Origin of the sequence: Sorangium sp. So ce590 (assembly GCF_051521365.1) — a bacterium.
GTDB lineage: Bacteria > Myxococcota_A > Polyangia > Polyangiales > Polyangiaceae > Sorangium.
Map to the genome: position 1 here is coordinate 10821309 of NZ_CP150346.1, position 19100 is coordinate 10840408.

General features: G+C 72.7%; 11 protein-coding genes. 5 read left to right on the forward strand and 6 right to left on the reverse strand.

Annotated elements, in window-relative coordinates:
• Window positions 1–25: 25 nt before the first annotated feature.
• Window positions 26–2941, forward strand: a complete 2916-nt coding sequence (locus tag WMF28_RS41080; protein ID WP_437599181.1) for an Eco57I restriction-modification methylase domain-containing protein — start codon at window positions 26–28, stop codon at window positions 2939–2941.
• A 30-nt stretch (window positions 2942–2971) separates the two neighbouring features.
• On the opposite strand, the gene WMF28_RS41085 is transcribed toward WMF28_RS41080, so the two are convergent.
• Together WMF28_RS41085 and WMF28_RS41090 are read right to left on the reverse strand one after the other, a co-directional pair.
• On the reverse strand, window positions 2972–3442 hold the full coding sequence (locus WMF28_RS41085) for a response regulator (protein WP_437599183.1): 471 nt from the start codon (window positions 3440–3442) through the stop codon (window positions 2972–2974).
• Window positions 3443–4051: 609 nt separating this feature from the next.
• On the reverse strand, window positions 4052–6367 hold the full coding sequence (locus tag WMF28_RS41090; RefSeq protein WP_437599184.1) for an SdrD B-like domain-containing protein: 2316 nt from the start codon (window positions 6365–6367) through the stop codon (window positions 4052–4054).
• An 803-nt stretch (window positions 6368–7170) separates the two neighbouring features.
• On the opposite strand from WMF28_RS41090, the gene WMF28_RS41095 reads away from it, so the two are divergent.
• Window positions 7171–8586 (forward strand): hypothetical protein, encoded by a 1416-nt coding sequence (locus WMF28_RS41095; RefSeq protein WP_437599185.1) that lies wholly within the window; start codon window positions 7171–7173, stop codon window positions 8584–8586.
• Between the two features lie 209 nt (window positions 8587–8795).
• Complete coding sequence (locus tag WMF28_RS41100) at window positions 8796–10667, forward strand: zinc-ribbon domain-containing protein (RefSeq protein ID WP_437599186.1); 1872 nt, start codon at window positions 8796–8798, stop codon at window positions 10665–10667.
• Between the two features lie 69 nt (window positions 10668–10736).
• Here the strand turns inward: WMF28_RS41100 and WMF28_RS41105 are convergent, their stop codons facing one another.
• On the reverse strand, window positions 10737–12467 hold the full coding sequence (locus WMF28_RS41105) for a DUF3344 domain-containing protein (protein WP_437599187.1): 1731 nt from the start codon (window positions 12465–12467) through the stop codon (window positions 10737–10739).
• Window positions 12464–14278, reverse strand: coding sequence for an OmpA family protein (locus WMF28_RS41110; RefSeq protein WP_437599188.1), 1815 nt, complete (start codon window positions 14276–14278; stop codon window positions 12464–12466). Before WMF28_RS41110 ends, WMF28_RS41105 begins: the two co-directional genes overlap by 4 nt.
• 586 nt (window positions 14279–14864) lie before the next feature.
• Here WMF28_RS41110 and WMF28_RS41115 point away from each other — a divergent pair.
• Window positions 14865–15461: an HD domain-containing protein gene (locus tag WMF28_RS41115; protein ID WP_437599189.1), complete on the forward strand. Its 597-nt coding sequence runs from the start codon at window positions 14865–14867 to the stop codon at window positions 15459–15461.
• Window positions 15462–15886: 425 nt separating this feature from the next.
• Window positions 15887–16273 carry an SPW repeat domain-containing protein gene (locus WMF28_RS41120; RefSeq protein WP_437599190.1) on the forward strand — a complete coding sequence of 129 codons (387 nt, stop codon included), beginning with the start codon at window positions 15887–15889 and terminating at the stop codon, window positions 16271–16273.
• Between the two features lie 16 nt (window positions 16274–16289).
• Here the strand turns inward: WMF28_RS41120 and WMF28_RS41125 are convergent, their stop codons facing one another.
• Together WMF28_RS41125 and WMF28_RS41130 are read right to left on the reverse strand one after the other, a co-directional pair.
• Complete coding sequence (locus WMF28_RS41125) at window positions 16290–17495, reverse strand: exo-beta-N-acetylmuramidase NamZ family protein (protein WP_437599192.1); 1206 nt, start codon at window positions 17493–17495, stop codon at window positions 16290–16292.
• A gap of 74 nt (window positions 17496–17569) precedes the next feature.
• Entirely contained in the window at window positions 17570–19006 is a 1437-nt protein-coding gene (locus tag WMF28_RS41130; RefSeq protein WP_437599193.1) for a trypsin-like peptidase domain-containing protein, read from the reverse strand.
• Window positions 19007–19100 lie beyond the last annotated feature (94 nt).

Here is a 19100-nt window from a genome sequence, read left to right on the forward strand (position 1 = left end):
TCCGCAATGCTCGCGCGGATCCCGCGTGTCCTCGGAATGCCCTCAGCTCGGCGCCTCCCTGCGCTGCGACCGTGAACGGGTCGACGCCTGCTCCCCGCGCGACCGCGCGAGGGAGGAGGGCGCGCTCGGCGAGCTCCGCCGCCAGCCCGCGCCGCCTGGCCACGGCGTGGCCAGGCAGCTCCGCGAGCAGGCGCAGGGCGCGCTCGGCGAGCTCCTCCGCGGCTTTCAGTCGACCGATCCGCAGGGCGGCGACGCGGCCTCCAGCGGCTCCGCCGCGGGCCGGCGGCACCTCCGCGCCGGCCTCGTGACCGCGTTGATGCGGCTCATCCTCCTCCTCTACGCCGAGGCGCGCGGGCTGCTCGCCGGCGCGGAAGGCGGCGGCGCCCCGCTGGCGCGGCTCTTCGAGGAGCTCCAGGAGGAGCGGCGGCGGGGCGGCGACCTCGGGCATCGCCACGGCGCGTGGGCGCGCGTCGCGGCGCTCTTCCGTGCGCTCCTCGACCGCGGTCCCGGGGGCGCGCGCGGCGGCCTCTGCGACCCGGACGCGCACCCCTTCCTGGACGGTCGACCCTCGCTCAGCGACGGCGTGCTCCACCGCGTGCTCGCGGCGCTCCTCGCACATGACGGCGCGCCGGTGCGCTACGGCGAGCTCGAGGTCGAGCACCTCGGCACGCTCTACGAGGGCCTGCTCGCCTTCGATCTCGAGATCGCCGAGGGCGAGTCGATGGCGCTCCTGCCGTCCCACGCGGTCGTCGACCTGGAGGCGCTCCTCGCCCTCCCGGGCGGCGAGCGCCTCGCGCGGCTCGAGGAGGTGGCGGACCTCAGGCTCGGCGCGCGCCTCGCCGCCAGCGTGGCCGCGGCGGGCAGCGTGGCCGAGCTGTCACAGGCGCTCGCGCGCCGCGCTTCCCCGCGGCAACCGGGCCGGATCGCGCGGGGCACGCTCTATCTCCAGCCGGGGCAGCTCCGGCGGCGCGCGGGCTCGTACTACACGCCGCGGGACATCACGCGCCACGTCGTCGAGCGCACGCTGTCGCCGCTGCTCGCGAGGGCCGGCGGGCCGCCGGCGGCGGACGACATCCTGGCGCTCGCGGTGTGCGATCCCGCGATGGGCTCCGGCGCGTTCCTTGTGGAGGCGTGCCGCCAGCTCGCCGCGCACCTCGCCGCCGCCTGGCAGCGCGCCGGCGCGACGCCGGGCCTCGCCCCCGGGGAGCCGCCGCTCCGCCGCGCGATGGCGCTCGTGGCCGAGCGCTGTCTGTACGGGGTCGACCTCGACCCGCTCGCGGTCGACCTCGCCAGGCTCTCGCTCTGGCTCGTCGTGCAGGACGCGGACCTTCCGCCGAGCCTCCTCGATGGGAAGCTCCGCTGCGGCGACAGCCTCATCGGCGCCGAGCGCGCGGAGATCGGCGCGTTCCCGGCCGCGGCGTGGACGCGCGGCGGGCACGCGGACGCCGCCGGGGAGCGCCGCGCGCGGCGGTCCCTGCCGCGGCGAGCTCCTGCGCGCCGGTCGCCGGCGCGCGCCGAGGGGGCGTCCTGCGACGGCGTCGAGCGCGTCGAGGAAGCGCCCTGCGACGGCGTCGAGCGCGCCGAGGGGGCGCCCTGCGATGGCCCCGAGCGCGCCGGGGGCGCGGATCAGGCGGCGCTCGACGCCTGGATGGCCCTGTGGTTCTGGCCGTCCGAAGGTGAGCTCGAGGCCCTGGCGCCGGGGCCGGCCGCGTTCGCCCGCTACATGGCCGCGGCGGGCGATCCGGCCGATCCGCGGGCGGCGGTGTCGCGCCGCATCGCCGAGGGGCGCCGGTTCCTGCACTGGGAGCTCGCGTTCCCCGGCGCCTTCGATCGCGCCGAGCCCGGCTTCGACGCCGTGATCGGCAACCCGCCCTGGGTCGCGTACGTCGGCCGCGCGGCGCAGCCGATCGCGCCCGAGGTCTTCAACCTCTACCTCCGGCGGAACCCGGCCTTCCACGGCTACCGCTCGCTGCACGGCCTGTTCGTGCACCGGGCTGCGTCGCTGCTCCGGCCGGGCGGGCGGCTCGGCCTCGTCATCCCCACGTCGGTGTCGGACCTCGATGGATACCGCCCCACGCGGCGCGCGCACGACGCGCTCTGCGCCGTCGACCCCGACCTCCCGAGCTTCGGCAGCGACGCGTTCGAGGGCGTCTTCCAGCCGTGCATGGGCCTCCTCTCGACCCGCGTCGCGCCCGCGTCCCCCCGGGCTGCGGCGAGCGCCTCCTGCTGGCCGCTCGCGCGCTCGGATCTCGACGGCGTGTCCCGGCGGCTCCTCGAGCGGCTCGGCGCGCTCAGCCCGCTGCCGGCCGCGCTGTTCGGGGAGCGCGGCTTCCAGACGTCGGCCGAGGACGCCGAGCGCATCCGGCGCGCGGACGTCCCCGTGCCGCCGTACACCTGCCCCATCCGCGAGGGCACCGACGTGGGCGAGCTCATCGCGCGCGCGCCGCGCCACCACGTCGATCGCGCGGGCGTGAAGGGCCGCTTCCGGAAGGACGAGGACTGGAAGGCGGTGCGGCTGCTCATCCGCCAGACCGCCCGCTACCCGATCGCCGCGCTGAGCGACGGCCTCCCGTTTCGCAACTCGATCCTGGCCGGCTTCTGCGACGCCACCTGGAGCGAGTTCGCGCTGCTCTGCTACCTCAACTCCTCTCCTGTGCGCTGGTGGCATTACACCCGACACCGGGATGCGCGCGAGGGCATGCCGCAGGTGAAGATCGCGCACCTGCGGGCGATCCCGGCGCCCCCGCCGGCGCGGGCCGACCTGATCGGCGCGCTCGACGCGCTCGGGCGGGAGCTCGGCCCGGCGAACGCAGGCCTGCCGGCCGAGGCGCGGCGCCACCTGGACGGCGTGGTGGCGAACATGCTGGAGATGACCGAGGAAGAGCGGAGCTGCGTCGCGCGCTGGGCGGCGGCGACGCCCCTCCCGCGGCCGGACGGCTGAGCGGCGTCCGGCGGGGCGCGCTCTTCGTTATCAGTAGCCGCCGTCGAAGCCGGGCGCGTCCTTCAGGTTGAACAGGACGCTGCGGAGATCATCCAGCTCGAACGGCTTTTCGATGACCGCCGAGGCGCCCAGGCTCCGTGCGGCCGCGCGGAGGCGGGGATCGCCGAACGCCGTGATCAGGATGACCGGTGGCCGGCGTCTCAGCTCGGCGAGGCCCTCCAGGATCTCCATCCCCGAGAAGCAGGGCATCTGGATATCGCTGACGATCGCGTCGATCGGCTCCGGGGGTTCCTTCCCACCGAGCCAGGGCGCCACCTTGTCGAGCAGCTCGAGGCCATTGCGCGCCTCGGACACCTCGAACCCGTCGCGGCGGAGCGCCATCGCGAGCGTTGAGCGCATGTCGTCGTCGTCTTCGGCCAGGACAATATGCTGGCCTTTACCGAACAAACCGCAAGGCGGGACCAAGGGCTTATCGCCAATCCAGCTTTCGGTCAGGTTCATGGCAGCTTCTCCATTCTTCTGGCCCGCCCCAGGTGGACCTTTCGGGCCGTCTACCGCGGTCCTCGGAGCTCAGCCCCACCTGAATTGCAGCGCCCGTGCCATGCTGTCCTGCTTTGCGGTGGAGCGGGCTCGACGAGGTCATCGCGCTCGCGGGGCGCGCCGCTGTCCGCGGCGTAAGCCGTGCCAGCAGGAGCCACGTCCCGTGCGGTAGGGGCAATTTGTCGCGCAAGGGGCAGAACACGCCCATCGCTGGGGCACTCCGGTCCCCTGCCCCGACGGGGCCGGTGCGTCGTGGCGTGGTCGCGATTCACCATCGCGCGCAGGGTCGTTCCACTCGCAGCGGGAGCGCCGGTGCGTCGCGTGTCAGGGCCGGCGATCTACCTGCGCCCGGAGGCCGTTGGCCGGAGAGGTCGGCGACCTTGGAACAGCCGGAACGGTCGCGGGGTCGAGGGCGCCTTCAGAGAGATGAGGCGGCCTCTCGTTGACGGGCTCGTTCGGTGGGAAGGAGCGGGGAGGGGGAGGAACAGGGGAGGGGGAGGGGCCAGCGCCGTCACGCTCGAGTCAGGTCGCTCGGGCGGGCGCTGGCCCAGGGACGCCGGCGCTTATCGGTCAGCGGCAGCCGCGGTCGTTGTCGCGGTCATTCCGGTCGTTGTCGCAGTCCAGGTCATCGCGGTGCGGCGCGCAGAGGTAGCCGTTGTTGTACTTGTCGAGCTTCTCGGCGAGCGGCTCGCCGATCTCCCACGGGGAGTTCTTACCCTTGTCCTTGACGTTGCCGCCGAGCGGGTACTTCTTGAGCCACGCATCCGCCTTGGCGATGGTGTCCTCAATGCAGCTCGACTGGTTGCCGATACCGACGTTGAGCTTGGCGACGATGAGGTGCTTCGCGATGATGTACGTGACGTCGCCCTTGGTCGGACGGCTGATGATGTCGAGGAGCTCGGACTTCGTGTACGTCTTGCCGCCGATCGTCAGCTTCGAGACCTTCCACGCGCCCGCGTGGTTCTTCCAGTAGCCGGGGGAGCCGGTGCCGGGGGACGCGCACTGGCAGGAGCCGCAGTCGGCCGCGCAGCTCGAGCAGTTCTCGACGCCCGCCTGGCAGACTCCATCGCCGCAGACCGGCGCGCACGCGCCGCAGTCGGCCGCGCAGCTCCCGCAGGTCTCACCGACCTCGCAGACGCCGCTGCCGCAGACCGGCGGGCAGATGCCGCAGTCGCTCGGGCACTCGAGGCAGCTCTCGCCGGCCTCGCAGCTGTCGTTGCCGCAGACCGCGGGGCAAGCGCCGCAGTCGCCGGCGCAGTTCGCGCAGTCCTCGCCGTTCTCGCAGACGTTGTTGCCGCAGACCGCGGGGCAGGCGCCGCAGTCGTCCGAGCAGGTGCCGCAGTCCTCGCCGGCCTCGCACGTGTCGTTGCCGCACACGGGCGGGCAGGCGCCGCAGTCGTCCGAGCAGCTCCCGCAGCTCTCGCTCGCGTCGCAGGTGCCGTCGCCGCAGACGGGCGCGCAGACGTCGCAGTCGGTGCTGCAGCTCCCGCAGTCCTCGCCGATCTCGCAGGTGCCGTTGCCGCAGACGGGCGGGCAGATGCCGCAGTCGACGGCGCAGGTGGAGCAGCTCTCGTCGCCGCCGCAGACGCCGTTGCCGCAGGAGAGCTGGTAGCCGAAGTCCGCGTCGAGGAGGTCCTGGGCCCAGCCGAGCACGACCGTGCCGACGTTGTCGAGCCCGCCGTCCGGGTCGGCCGTCTGCTCTTGTCCGGCGAGCGGACCGCTCGTCATGAAGTTGTCGGAGGTGATGACCACCGAGTAGGTGCCCGCCGAGAGCGTGTCGAAGAGGTAGAAGCCAGGCTGGCCGGTGTAGGGGCTGTTGCCGGTGAGGGTGAAGTCGAGCAGCTGGTCGCCCTGGAACAGCTCGACGCGGACGCCGTTGACGCCGAGCTCGCCCGTCTCCGGCTCGTAGAGCCCGTCGGCGTCGCTGTCGAGCCAGACGGTGTCGCCGATCGACGAGTACGTCACGTACCCGAAGTCGGCGTCGGTCACGTTCTCTCCCGCGTCGAGGGACACGGCGAGCGGCTCGTCGTCGGTGGTAAGGAAGTGCCCGAGCGGCAGCGTCGCGTCGTCGATGGCGACGACATAACAGCCCGCTTCGACGTCGCTGAAGCGGTAGACGCCTGTCGCGCCGGTCGCGGTCGTCTGGAGGGCGGCGCCGTCGGCCGAGCCGTCGCAGTTCGTGTCGGCGAAGAGGTCGACGACGACGTCGGAGATGCCGGGCTCGGAGGCATCCTCGACGCCGTCGGCGTTCGCGTCGAACCACACCTTGTCGCCGATCGTGCCCTTTGGCGCCGTGTAACAGACCTCGAGGAGCGGGCGGTACGAAGGGTCGGTGTGGGCGCTGCCTTTGTAAGATGTCTTTCCGGAGGAGCTCTCCTCGAGGAGGATCCCGTAGCTCGGCGAGACGCCGCCCACCCAGTCCTGCACGAGCCCGGTGAGGTCGACCGAGCTCCATCCTGTGACGTTGGGCACGAACGAGGTGAACGTGGTGGGGTCGATGCCGCCGAGGTTGTTCCAGGTGACGTCCCCCTCGTTCCAGGGGGCGAGCACCTGGTGGACGTACACGGTCTGGGCCGTGCTCGTGTAGGTCAGGGCGTAGAACTTGGCCGACGTGACGAGCGAGCCGGCGGGGATGGGGCTCAGATCGAAGCGGAAGAGGGCGCGCTTCTCGCCGACGGTGCTGGAGTAGCCGGTGTTCACTTCATGGGGGGACGGGACGTGATAGCTCGGGGCAAGGCTCCAGATCTCGGCGTTGTAGATGTCGCCCAGGACACCCCGCTTGATCACGGTGCACGTGGGGGATGGCGAAGAGGTGTTGGCGAGGCTGGTGGCGGCGATGAACAGGGTGGCGAGCGCGGCGGATGAGGCGATTGCGACTTGCTTCATTTGTAGCTCCTTGAGGTCCTCACGGGTGAACCATTGCTGGAGCGTCATCCGGATGGCAGGTACCATGACACACGGGTCAGGCGAGGTCGGTTTCGCGGGCTCCTATCGGACTGCGCCCCGCGGGCTGATCAGGATCAGATCAGGTACGCGGGCGCTTTGGCTTCGATCGGAGAGCGGATGCGCAAAGGGACAGTGTTCAAACTAGCAACTCACTACTGGAAGTGTCCAGATCTTTTTTCTGGGAGACACAAGAAAACCACCGAGGTGCGCAGTGACAATTTTGGGACGTGCGGTGACGCTTTTGGGCCGTTTGCGTTCCGTGAAGAGGAGCGCTGGCACGAGGGAGATCCGCAGCATGGGTTGATGGGCGCGGGATGGGTGCGTGGCGGGTGCGGCGGCGCGTTTCGACACCTCGCACACCTCGCACGCTCTGCGTCCTCCGCGCGCGTCGCGGCCCTCTCCAGCCCTCATGTCGGCCAGGGGCTGAACAGGATCGGATCAGGCACGCGGGGGTGTCTGACGAGATTTGATGCAGAGCGCGCACAGGACCATTTTTCAAGATAACGAATCTCTGTTTCGCCTGTCTAGACCCTTTTCGAGGCGCGCTGCTTTTTCATGTGTTGGGGCCTGCGTCGGGAGGGCCCTGCCGCGCGTCGGGTTGGGTGCTCGCTGCGTTCTCGCCCGCGCTCTCGCCTCGTCCGCGTCCTCGCCGCCCTGGGCGAGGACGCACGGAGCGAGCGAGCCGCCTCAGGCCGCGAGCCTGCCGGCTGCCGTCCGTGCGCGGGCGCTGCTAGGGTTCGGCTGTGGGACGCCCGCTGCTCGCCTCGCCGGCCCTGCTCCTCGCGTCGCTCGCGTCGCTCGTCGTTCCGGGCACGGGCGCGGCGCAGGGCCAGCCGACGCTGGGCGGGGCCTGGACCGCGAGCGCGCTCTCCGAACAGTGGTCGGTCGACGCGTGGGGGGAGGCGTGCGGGCCCAGGCCGCGCCCGCAGGGCGCCCCGGGCGGCGGCGTGCAGATCCAGCAGCACGGCTCGGAGCTCTCGATCTCGGGCGCCGGACGGTCGTGGAGCACCGCCGAGTGCTGGGAGCAGATGCCCGGGCTCGCGCGCAGCAAGCACTCGGCCTCCGGCGACGCGCGCTCCTGGCAGACGCGCTGCACGACGCCGCCGAACGACCCCCGCCGGGCGGTCGTCACCACGACGACGCAGGCGACCGACACCAGCATCAACATGGTCGAGACGGGGCAGTACGAGTTCATCATCCAGAACACGACCTGCAGCGCCTCCGTGACGAGGACGCGGTCCTACACGCTGGTCCGGCGCGAGGGCGAGGCGCCCCCCGCGGCGAGCGCTCCGCCCATCGCGAGCGCTCCGCCCATCGCGAGCGCTCCGCCCATCGCGAGCGCTCGGCCCGCCGCGCCCGCCGCCTCCGAGAAGAAGCCCGCCGCCTCGCGCACCTGCGACGCCCCCGGCGATCCGGCGCGCCTCGAGGTCACGCCGTCGCGCAAGCTCATGCGGCCGGGCGAGCGCTTCCAGTTCCGCGCGCTGGTCATGGATGCGGCAGGGTGCGCGGTCCCGACGAGGCCCGCGTGGTCGATCGCGTCCGGGCCGCTCGCGTCCGCCGCGACGGTCGACGCGACCGGCGCCCTCTCGCTCGGCGCCGACGCGGGCGAGGGGACCCTCGGCCTCGTGGCGACCGTCGCCGGCAAGGGCGTGACCGTCGCGATCGAGGTGACGAGCCCCGACCGGTACGACGCGCTCCTCGCCACGAGCGGGCTCAACGAGGCCGGCGAGAGCGATCAGGCCGCCGTCGTGGTGATCGCGGCCGGCACCATCGGCGGGCGCACCACCTCGGGCGAGGACCTGGGGCGCCAGCGCAAGAACCTGTTCGTCGCCATCGTGGGCGGGGTCGCCGCCTGCCTCGGGTTTGCGGGGTTGATCCTGCTTCGCCGCGGGCGCCGGCGCGCCGGCGGCGAGCTCGAAGGCCCCGCCTCGACGGGCGGCGCCCTCGGCGGGGAGCGCGGCGGCGCCGGGGCCGAGGATGCGCCCGCGTCCTCCGGTGCCGCGCTCGCGGCGCCGGCCGCGGGCGGCGCCGGGCCGGTCGGGCCGGTCGGGCCGGCGCCGCGGGCTCGCGGAAAGATCTGCCCTACCTGCGGCGAGCGCTATCCGGGCGAGGCGATGTTCTGCGGGAAAGACGGCACGCAGCTGCTCTTGCTCAACTGATCGCGTCGCCCTTGCGCGTCGCGCGGGCATGGGCGCGCGCTGCGTCATCCCGCTGCGCCGCGCCGGCGGCGATCACAAAAAAAGCCGGCTCCTTGATCGGTCTCGCGCGCTGCCGCTATCCTCAGTCAACCGACCGGGCCGCGTGATTGTGCGCGTGTGTGGTCGTTGAACCCATGCCCGCACGCCGGAACGGGAAGGGCGCCAGTCGCATGAAGATTACGTGTGAGTCGTGCCAGGCCAAGTACACGATTGCCGACGAGAAAGTCGTCGGCAAGACGGTCAAGATCAAATGCAAGAAATGCAACCACGCGATGGTCGTCCACGCCGCGAATGAGGCGGCCCCGGCCCCGTCGCAGGACGCGACGGTGGGGCAGCAGGGCGACCTCTCGGAGGACGCCGACGCGAAGCTCGACGCCGGCGGCCCGTCCTCGTCGGCGGCGCCCGACACGTGGACCGTCAACGTCGCCGAGGGCGACGAGCGGACCATGACGACCGCCCAGCTCGTGACCGAGTACGCCCGCGGAGCGCTCAGCAACGAGACCTACGTCTGGAAAGAGGGGATGACCGACTGGCTGCCGCTCGCCAGCGTCCCCGAGCTCAAAGAGCAATTTTCCACCCAGGCGGATGCGGCGTCGGCTACGGCGGCCGCTGCGGCGGCTCCAGCGGCCGCGACGCCTGCTCCTTCTGCTGCGGCGGTGCCCGCGCCTGCCGCGGTGCCCGCGGCCGCAGCGGTGCCCGCGCCTGCGGCGGTGCCTGCGGCCGCAGCGGTGCCCGCGCCTGCGGCGGTGCCTGCGCCGGCGGCGGCGCCGATCCCCGTGGCTCCGGCGCCGGCCGGGCTCAGGTTCGGCCCCGAGGGGACCGTGGTGATGAAGGACTCGAAGCGCGCGCTGAACCAGCTCGGTATCGCGCCGTCGGCGTCGGCAGCTCCGGCGCCGGACGGCGGGGCGGCGGCAGCGCCGGCCGCAGCCGCCGCGGCTGCTCCGGCCGCGCGTCGCCCGGGCCGCGCGGCCGCGGTCGACCTCTTCAGCGCCGCCGAGCGGGACGCCGAGTCGGCCGCGCCTGCCCCGCTGCCCGGCGCCGATCGCCAGGTGGGCGAGCGCAACGAGAATTCCGTCCTCTTCTCGCTCTCGGCGCTCACCGCGACCGAGAACGCGGCCAAGCAGCAGGACGATGACGCCCCGCTGGGCCGGCGTCCCTCGAGCCGCCCCGCGAAGAACAACGGGCGCACCGGCTACGACGACCTGCTGAACCTCGGTGGCGGCGCGATCGCCTCCGCGCCGATGCTCGCGCCGCCCCCCCTTCTTGCGCCGGTGACGGACTCGCTGCCACCGCCGTCGATGTCGGTCCCGGCCAAGGCGTCGGTGCCGCCCTCGCCGCTCCTGCCGCTCTCCCCGATCGCGGCGCCGGATGCCTCGGCGAAGAAGGGCCGCATGGGCCTGATCGCCGCCGCGGTCGCCGCGGTCGTGCTGATCGGCGGCGTCGCCTTCTTCTTCATGCAGTCGCCGAAGGAGGAGGCGTCCACGACCACGCCGGAGCAGACGAACACCACCGCCGCCGAGGTGCCGAGCCCGGCGGCAACGCCGGCGCCGGCGCCGACACCGACCGAGACGGCGGCCGCCACGCCGCCCCCCGCCGAGACGGCGGCGCCGGCCGCCGAGGAGCCCGCCGCGGCGGAGCCGACGCCGGATCAGCCGTCGCCCGTCGCGGCCGAGAAGCCGGCGGAGAGGGCGAAGCCGGCGTCTGCGCCCGCCGCCGCGGCGGACAAGCCGGCTGCGCAGAAGCCCGCGCCGGAGGCGGCGCCCTCCGGAGGCGGCGAGTTCAACCGCGGCGCCGCGAGCTCGGCGCTCGGCTCGGCAGCGGGCTCTGCCAAGAGCTGCAAGAAGGCCGGCGGGCCGACGGGCACCGGGAAGGTCAAGGTCACCTTCGCGCCGAGCGGCAATGTCACGTCGGCCGAGGTTCAGGGCGCGCCGTTCGCTGGAACGAGCGTCGGCGGCTGCGTGGCCAGGTTGTTCCGCAGCGCGCGCGTGCCCGCCTTCGGCGGCGGGCCGGTCGCGGTCAGCAAGTCGTTCACCATCAACTGAGCTCGGCCGGAACCCGAGCGCTCTCCGCGCGGCCGGGCTCCCGCTCGCGCCTCCAGCAGCGTCGGAGCGCTACGCCCGGCGCCGCCTGCAGAGGAGCCCCGCCAGCGCGAGCCCCGCGAGCCAGCCGGCGCTCCCATCCCGGCCTCGCGGGCTCGTCGCGCAGGCGCCGAACATGCCGCTCCCGGCAGCATAGAAGTCCTCGGGCTCCACGGTGACCTCGGTCGGCGGCGCGCCGGCGCCGGCGCCGTTGCCGTCGGTCGGGTCGTCGCTGACCGGCGCGCCGAGCGCGCCCGCCGCGGCGATCCGCGCCTGGTTCTTGATGACGTTCGGCGCGTCCGCGTCGACCGTGACCTCGAAGCGCACCGAGACGCTCCCGTCGACAGGGATGCTGCCGCCCTGCGCGCCGTCCGCCCCCTCGCCCAGCCGGAACGTGACGGTCCGCGTCTGCGGATCGTACTCGCCGAGGTCGTCTCCCGGACTGTCCGTCTGGGGACCGGCGTTCGGCCCGTCGACGATCGAGAGCGAGCCCGGGACGAACGTCACACCGGGAGGCAGCGCGTCGGTCAGCACCGCACCCACGGCGTCGTCATTGCCGGTGTTCGACGCCGTGATGACGTATTCGATGGCGTCGCCGCGGTAGGTCGGCAGCCCGCCGATGTCCCTCGCCACCTTGCTCGACTTGCTGAAGTCGGGCCCGAAGTTGGAGATCGACGTCACCCACCCCGCGAGGAAATAGAGCTCCTGGCTGCTCGTGGCGACGAGCGTCGCCCGATTGTTCCCCGGCTTGAGCTTCGCGCTCACATCCACGATGTCGATGTCGACCCCCGACATGCTCTGGGGCGTGCCCGCGATCCTCGGGAGATCACCCTCCACCGACACCGGCTCTCCGAGGGCCGATCGGGTGCTGTTGAAGAAGTTGTCCGCGGGGTTCATCGCGTCGCTCAGCGCCTCGGCCGCGTCGGGCTTCCCGGGGTTCTGGGGGTTGAAGAACACGCTGTCGCCCGAGTTCGTGTTGTCGCCCTCGAACGCGACGATGCCCAGCTTCGCGGTGAAGCCGGCGTCAGGCACCTTGAAGCCCGAGAGCTCGACCCGCTGCGAGTTCCCCTCGGAGACCCGGTCGAGCCCGTCGAACAGCGCGAGGTTGCGCATCGGCGATCTCGGCGCCTCGTAGAACACCACCATCCACCACGCCACGAAGACCACATCGTCGTCGCTGTTCCTGACGTCGACGACGTCCACGCCGCCCACCCGGTAGGCCCCCGCGCCGCTCTCCTTCACGATCGAGGTGATGTCGGCGACCGACTGGTAGTTGTGCGACTCGTTGGGCTTCCCCTGGTTGATCACCGTCTCGACCGAGTCGATCGAGGTGACCGTGCCGTCGAAGCCGCCCTCGTGGTGGAGATCGACGTCGGGATCCGCGCCGGCGGTGTTGCGCGCCGCCCAGTACAGGAACGCGTGCGTCACCGTCGCTCCCTCGGGCAGCGTCAGCACCGCCGTCGTGCGCGCCATCTCCGGGGCGATATCGAGGTTCGCCTCCGCCCTGCCGTCAGCGGGCGAGTCGGAGCGCCAGAAGAGATCAGGCCCCGATTCGACGATCGATGTGCCGCAGTCGCCGACCGTGCCCTCCTTGGGCCTCGGCGTCGAAGAGCGGCACTCCTGCCCGAGCGAGCTCCCGATGAGGGCGAAGTCGCCCTGCTGATCGACCTGTACGCGCAGCTTGGGCTCGGCCGTCGCGCTGGCGGTCGTGAGGCCAATCAGCGTGAGAGACGCGAGCCCGGTGACGCCTAACTGCTTTCTCATCGATCCTCTCCGGTTTCGACCTGCGGCTTGTACGCGGCCTTCTTGATGATGTTGAACTGGACACGGCGGTTCCGCTGCCGCCCCGCCTCCGTCGCGTTGTCGTCGAGGGGCTGCTCCCGGCCGTAGCCCAGGGCGGTCAGCCGCGTCGAGTCGATGCCGCGGCGGACCAGCGCCGCCATGACGGAGTTGGCGCGGTTATGCGACAGGACCTTGTTGTGCTCGTCGGTGCCCCGATCGTCGGTGTGGCCCTGGATCTCGATGAGCACGATCTCCGGGTGCTCCTCCAGCACCTGCGCGACCTCGTCGAGCAGCGGATCGCTCACCGGCTTGATGGTGGCCTTGTTCGTGTCGAACTGCACCTGCTGGAGGATCACGACGTTCTTGTCCGTCACCCGCACCGCCTTCGGGCAGCCGTGCTTCTCGGGGTCCGGATCCGCGAAGCCCTTCTCCCTCGGGCAGGCGTCCTCGTCGTCGCGGAACAGGTCGCCGTCCGTGTCGCGCGGGCAGCCGTTGTTCGTCGGGTCCTTCGAGCGGAACCCCTTCACCTCGGGGCAGGCGTCATCGCTGTCGGGCACGCCGTCCTCGTCCTGGTCCGGCGGGCAGCCGTTCTTGCGCGGATCGTCGCTGCGCACGCCCGGCACGAGCGGGCACGCGTCGTCGGCGTCGGCGATGCCGTCGTCGTCGCGGTCCGGCGGCGGCGGGCAGCCGTTCTTGCGCGGATCGTCGCTGCGCGCGCCCGGCACGAGCGGGCACGCGTCTTCGGCGTCGACGATGCCGTCGTTGTCGCGGTCGGGCGGCGGCGGGCAGCCGTGCTTGCGCGGGTCGTCGCTGCGCACGCCCGGCACCTTCGGGCAGGCGTCCTCGGGATCGGGGACGCCGTCCCTGTCCGCGTCCCGCGGCTGCTCCGGCGTGAAGGCGGCCATGGCGACGAAGCGCAGGTCGGGCGTCCCGAGCCCCGAGGTGAGCCCCGGCCCGACGCCGATGCCGGCCTCGAGGAACGGGAGGAACCGATACCGCGCGTCGAGGAGGAGCTCCGCGTTGATCGAGCGAGCGCTGATGTCCTCGAGCACCATCGCGGTGCTGAGCTCCGGCCCCACCTGGAGCCGGCCGTCGGCGGCGAGGAGCCCGACGCCGCCGCCCAGGGTGAGCATCGTCCCCTGCGCCACGCCGCCGAACGACTGGGAGCGCCGGATCTCGGTGCCCAGCGAGGTCGACCAGACAAGCCGCTCCAGGCGGCCGCCGGCGGCGACGTAAGGCATCGCGCGGACGCTCCCGTCGCTCACGAACGAGTCGTCCGCGCCGGTGGGCAGCCAGAGGTACGCGCCGACCGCGAGCTGGAGCGGGTCGTGGTACGTGCCATAGACCTGCACGCGCGCGCCGAGCCGCAGGTCGCCGAGCTCCGCGCCGCTCGGGGACGCGAACTCGCGGCCGCCGCCGTTCGGGCTCTCTCCCGACTGGAGCGCGGTGAGCGGCGCGTCGAGATCGAAGCTCACCTTGTTCCAGAGCGGGAGCGACGCGTTGAGCCGGAACGTGAGCTGATCGCTGACGACCGCGCCGATCTCGGCGCCGTCGCGCTCGCGCCGCAGGACGAGCGGATTGCTCGCGTAATCGGTCAGCAGCATCACGTGGGGCGTCAGGTGGCCTGGCGCGAACGGCGACGGTACGCTGAACATGCGGTCCCCGGCCGGCGCCGGGACGAAGCGGCTCAGGGCCATACCCTCGGGCTTGACGGGCGCGTCCTGCGCGCGGGCGGGCGCGGCGGCGAGGGCGGCCAGCGCGACCGCCAGCGAGCAGAAAGACCGAGATCTCATGAGGGGGCACACCCTGCGTCGGCGAATTTCGCATGACGAGTTAAGCCGCTGTCACGGACCAGTATACCGGCCGGCAACTGCGGAGTCTTGGGCAACGAGCGACGTGGGCTACATCTTCGTAGGACTTGCGCGCACCTCCCCGGACCCTCTGAACGAACGAGAGGTGGCCGCGCGGGGATGGGCAAGGAGGCGGCTCCGCTCGCAGGCACGACCCGATGCTACGTCATGCGGTCCGCCACCGGAAGCGCAGCGCGACGCCCGCCGCCAGGCGCGCGTCCCCCGGCGGCAGGGCCGGCGCGACATCCGCAGAGCAGGTATGTCTCTCCGTTCACGAACGCCTCTGTCTACACAGCAAGACAAGACACGATGGCGGAGCGGCGCACGCGGGTCGAAGAGCCGATGTCGCGCGCCGCGGGGCCCGAGGCGCCGAACACCGATTCAATGTGGGGTGGAAATTTGCACCACGATTGGCTTCGGGGAGGAGGTCGTCGCTGCGCCGGGGATTGTGGAGCGCCGCGCCGTCGGGGCGGGCGGCGCGCGGTCCGGTCGCGACCGAGGCCCGCCGGCGGTGGCGGTTCGTGTTCGAGTGCCTGCGCTCCAGACGCCGAACGGCTATGGTTGGCGGGACATCGCGATGGGCATCCTCCTCAAGCGCGCGCTCGACCAGGCGGCGGTCTGGCACCGAGCACAGAAGCGCAAGTATCCGAACGCCGACGTCCCCTACATCAGCCACCTCGCCGGTGTCGCGGTCCTGCTCGCGCGCCACGGCTTCGACGACGAGGTGGTCGCGGCCGGCGCGCTGCACGACGCCATGGAGGACCAGGGCGTCACGTTCGACGAGCTGGTCCAGCACTTCGGCGAGCGCGTCGCCACGCTCGTCCGCCACGTGACCGAGCAGGACAGGTCGCTTCCCTGGGAGGACAGGAAGCGGCTCTATCTCGAGGCGTTTCCCGGAAAGCCCTGGGAAGCACAGGCGATCACGCTGGCGGACAAGATAGACAACCTCCAGTCCATCATCGTCTGCTCGCGCGAGCACGGCGATCCGTGGCCGATGTTCAAGCGCGGCAGGGAGGTGCAGGTCGCCAGGTTCGAAGAGCTGCGCGCGATGGGCCGAGCGCTGGCGCCGCACCCGCTCGTCGACGAGTACGAGGCCGTGCTCGACGAGCTCCTGTCGACGGGCTGAGCGCCCGCGCCCCGGAGCGCGCGACGCGCGCAGGGCCCGCCGCCGGGGCGGGAGGTCGGTTCACGGCCAGGAGATCCTGCAGATCGAGACCTCGGAGACAGGGTGTGTCTCGAACGTGAACGAGGTGACGACGCCGAAGTCGCCGCCGTCTGCCAGAGCGCACCATGGACGGTGAGGAGATCCGCGCCGGCACCGTCGAGCTCCGCCGGGCCCACGCCCCGCCCTGTGCCAGTTCGAGCGCGCGCCCCCCATGCGCTCCCTATCAGGTGAGCACGACAAGCACCTTCCCGGCCGTCCCGGACGAGCAATAACCGCCCTGCTCTCCGGGTCGCGCGGCGTCCCGACGCGGGCTGCGCGCGCGCTGATAGCCGCTCACCGGCACATGGGATGCACCGTCGTGCCGAGAGCTCTCCAAGGAGGGACCGATGAAGCTGCTGTCTCCGCGACTCCATGGGTACGTCGATTATGCGGTCGTCGTCCTGCTCGCGTTCGCGCCGCTCGCGCTCGGCTTCGGGCCGGTGCCGACGGCGGTCTCCTCTGTCGCCGCCCTGACGCACCTCGCCCTGACGCTGCTCTCCGACCAACCGTTCGGCGCCGCCAGGAAGATCCCGTTTCCGGTGCACGGAGCGCTGGAGTCCTCCCTCGGTGTCGGTCTCGTCGCCTCGCCCTGGCTGTTCGGTTTCTCCGCCGAGGGCCCGGCGCGGATCTTCTCCGTGGTCACCGGGCTCGCGCTGTTGCTCGTCGTCCTCGCGACGAGGTACACGGCCGGCATCCTCTCGCGGCCGGAGCCCTACGACCGCTACGATCGTTGAGCCGCGCGGGCGGCGCTCAGCCGGCGGCGGCCTGCGCCGCCTGCGCCTCGCGCATCACCTCGGACCAGGCCGGATCCGGGCGCGACACCTCCAGGGCGATCGCCAGCGGATCCTCGCCGGCCTCGATGGCGAGGCGCGCCGCAGCAGAGCCGGTGAGCAGATCGAAGGCCGGGATCGTGTCGACGTACTCGTAACGCTCGGTGCGGAAACGGAACTGCTCGGGCTGCTGCCTGAAGGCAAACGCGGTGAGCGCGAGGTAGGTGGCGACTGGACGGAAGGTGCGCGGGTCGGTGACGTGGACCTGGACGCCGCCGCAGGTCTTGCCGGCGTGCTTCTGGAAGGTGGGCCGGAAGGTGAGCGGCCGCGCGATGAACCCGAGCAGCCCCGTGGACGCGAGGCGCGCGGCGAGATCGCGGCCGTCGAGCCAGGGCGCGCCGACGATCTCGAAGGGGCGCGTCGTGCCGCGGCCCTCCGACAGGTTCGTCCCCTCGATCAGGCAGCCGCCCGGATAGACGAGCGCTGTGTCCGTCGCCGGCATGTTGGGCGAGGGGAGGACGAACGGACGATCCCACTCGGCGGCGAGCGCCTCGCGGCGATGTTCCTCGACCGCCACGACCTGCAGGCCGCAGGCGACGTCGCCGAGCGGGATGCCCTCGCGCCGCGCGAAGAGCGCGACCAGCTCGCCCATCGTGAGCGAATGGCGGATCGGCACGGGCTCGAGGCCCACGAACGAGAGGAATCCAGGCGCCTGCGTCGCGCCCTCGACGCTCTCCAGCGCGCAGCCGACGGGGTTCGGCCGGTCGAGCAGCACGACGTGCACGCCCGCCGCGTGGGCCGCCCGCAGCGCGAGCAGCGCCGTCCAGACGAACGTGTAATAGCGCGCGCCGACGTCGGCGAGATCGATGAGGAGCAGGTCGATCTCCGCGAGATCGGCCGCGGAAGGCGAGAGATCCTCGAAGCGATCGCCGTACAGGCTGACGATGCGCGCGCCGGAGCGCGCGTCGACGGCGCTCGTCACCGACGCCATGTCCTGCGCCTCGCCGCCATAGCCGTGCTCCGGGCCGAAGAAGAGGCGCGGGCGCACGCCGAGGTGCTCGAGGACGAACGCGATGTGGGTGAGGTCGCGATCGACGCTCGCCGGGTGCGCAAGGACCCCCAGGCGAGCCGATCGGATGCGCTGGAGCTGCGAGAGATCCGGGAGACGGTCGAGTCCGATGTGCACGGTACCCTGACTACCAAGCCGAGCGCGGGTAGTCCATTTGTCCGCGTCGGATTTTCCGGGGGCGCCGGCGCGGGTCAGCGCTTGAGGGCGGCGTAGAACGCGGCGCCCCGGCGCTGGACCCGGACGAGGAGCTCGCCGTCGCGCGCGGCCTCCTCGACCTCGGCGGCTGTCGGCGCCCGGCGGCTGTCGGCCTCCAGGATCACGTCGCCCGGACGGAGGCCGGCGCGCTCGGCGGGCGAGTCGTTCGCCACGATGGCCACGCGCGCGAGCGATCGGCCCTCGCCGCGCTCGCCGCGCTCGCCGCGCGGGGCCGGTACGTCGTGCAGCGTGAGGCCGAGGCCCGGGTGCGGGGCGGGCGCGCGCTGCACCGGGAGCGCCGGCGGCGCCGGCTCGTTCCGCGGGGCGAGCGTCACCCGGGTCTGGTATCGCTGGCCGCCGCGCACGACCTCGACCGGCAGCGTCTCGCCGACGTTGTGGTTGAAGAGCTCGCGGATGACGTCCTGCGCGTCGCGCGTCGGCCTGGCCGCGACCGACGTGATCACGTCGCCCGGCTGGAGGTTCGACCTGGCCGCTGGGCCGCTCGGGTTGACGGCGTTGACGAGCGCGCCGGCCCGGGGCGGGTTCGGCATCACCGCCGCGAGCTGGGGCGTGAGGTCCTGCAGCCCGACGCCGATCCAGGCGCGCTCGACGCGGCCGTGCCGGAGCAGCTGCTCGGCCACGCGCCGGGCCATGCTCGCCGGCACCGCCAGCCCGATGCCTTGCCCCCGGCTCACCACCATCGTGTTGATGCCGAGCACGCGGCCGTCGAGGTCGACGAGCGGTCCGCCCGAGTTGCCGGGGTTGATGCTCGCGTCGGTCTGGAGGTAGTCCTCCACGTCGTTCACGCCGACGCCGCCCCGCCCCTTGGCGCTGAGCACGCCGGTGGTGACCGTGTGGCCGAGGCCGAAGGGGGAGCCGATCGCGACCACCCAGGCGCCGACGCGCGCGGCGTCGCTGTCGGCGAACGTCGCCGTGGGGAGGGCCTTCGCGTCGATGCGGAGCACGGCGAGATCGGTCGCGGGATCGCGGCCCGCCACGCGGCCGGCGAACATGCGGCCGTCGCGGAGCCGGACGGTGATCGCGCGGGCCCCGTCGATGACGTGGTCGTTCGTGAGGATGCCGCCGTCCGGGGAGAAGAGGACGCCCGAGCCGAGCCCGCGGCGCTGGCCGCCGTCGCGGAACCAGCGCAGCGGCGAGGAGACGTCCTCGCCGACGGCGACCTCGATCTGGACGACCGCGGGACCGACCTTGTCGACGACATCGGCGAAGGCCTCGCCGAGGCGGCGCAGATCCGCCGCGCCGGCGCTGGAGGCGGCGGCGCGGGACGGCGGGGGCGCCGCCTTCTGCGGGGCCGAGGGCGCGCTGAGGGGCGCCGCCGCCGGCGCCGCGGGCGGCTGGGCGCCCGCGAGCGACGGGAGCCCAAGGGCAGGGATGAGCAGGGCGAGGGATGCAGTCAGCCGACGCGAGTTCATGCTTCCTCCAGCGCGTGGGAGAGGTCCTGTCCGCGGTCCGCGGAGCGGGGTGCCCGGCAGCGAGGCAAGAGAGGTAAGACGGGAAGCGCTCGCG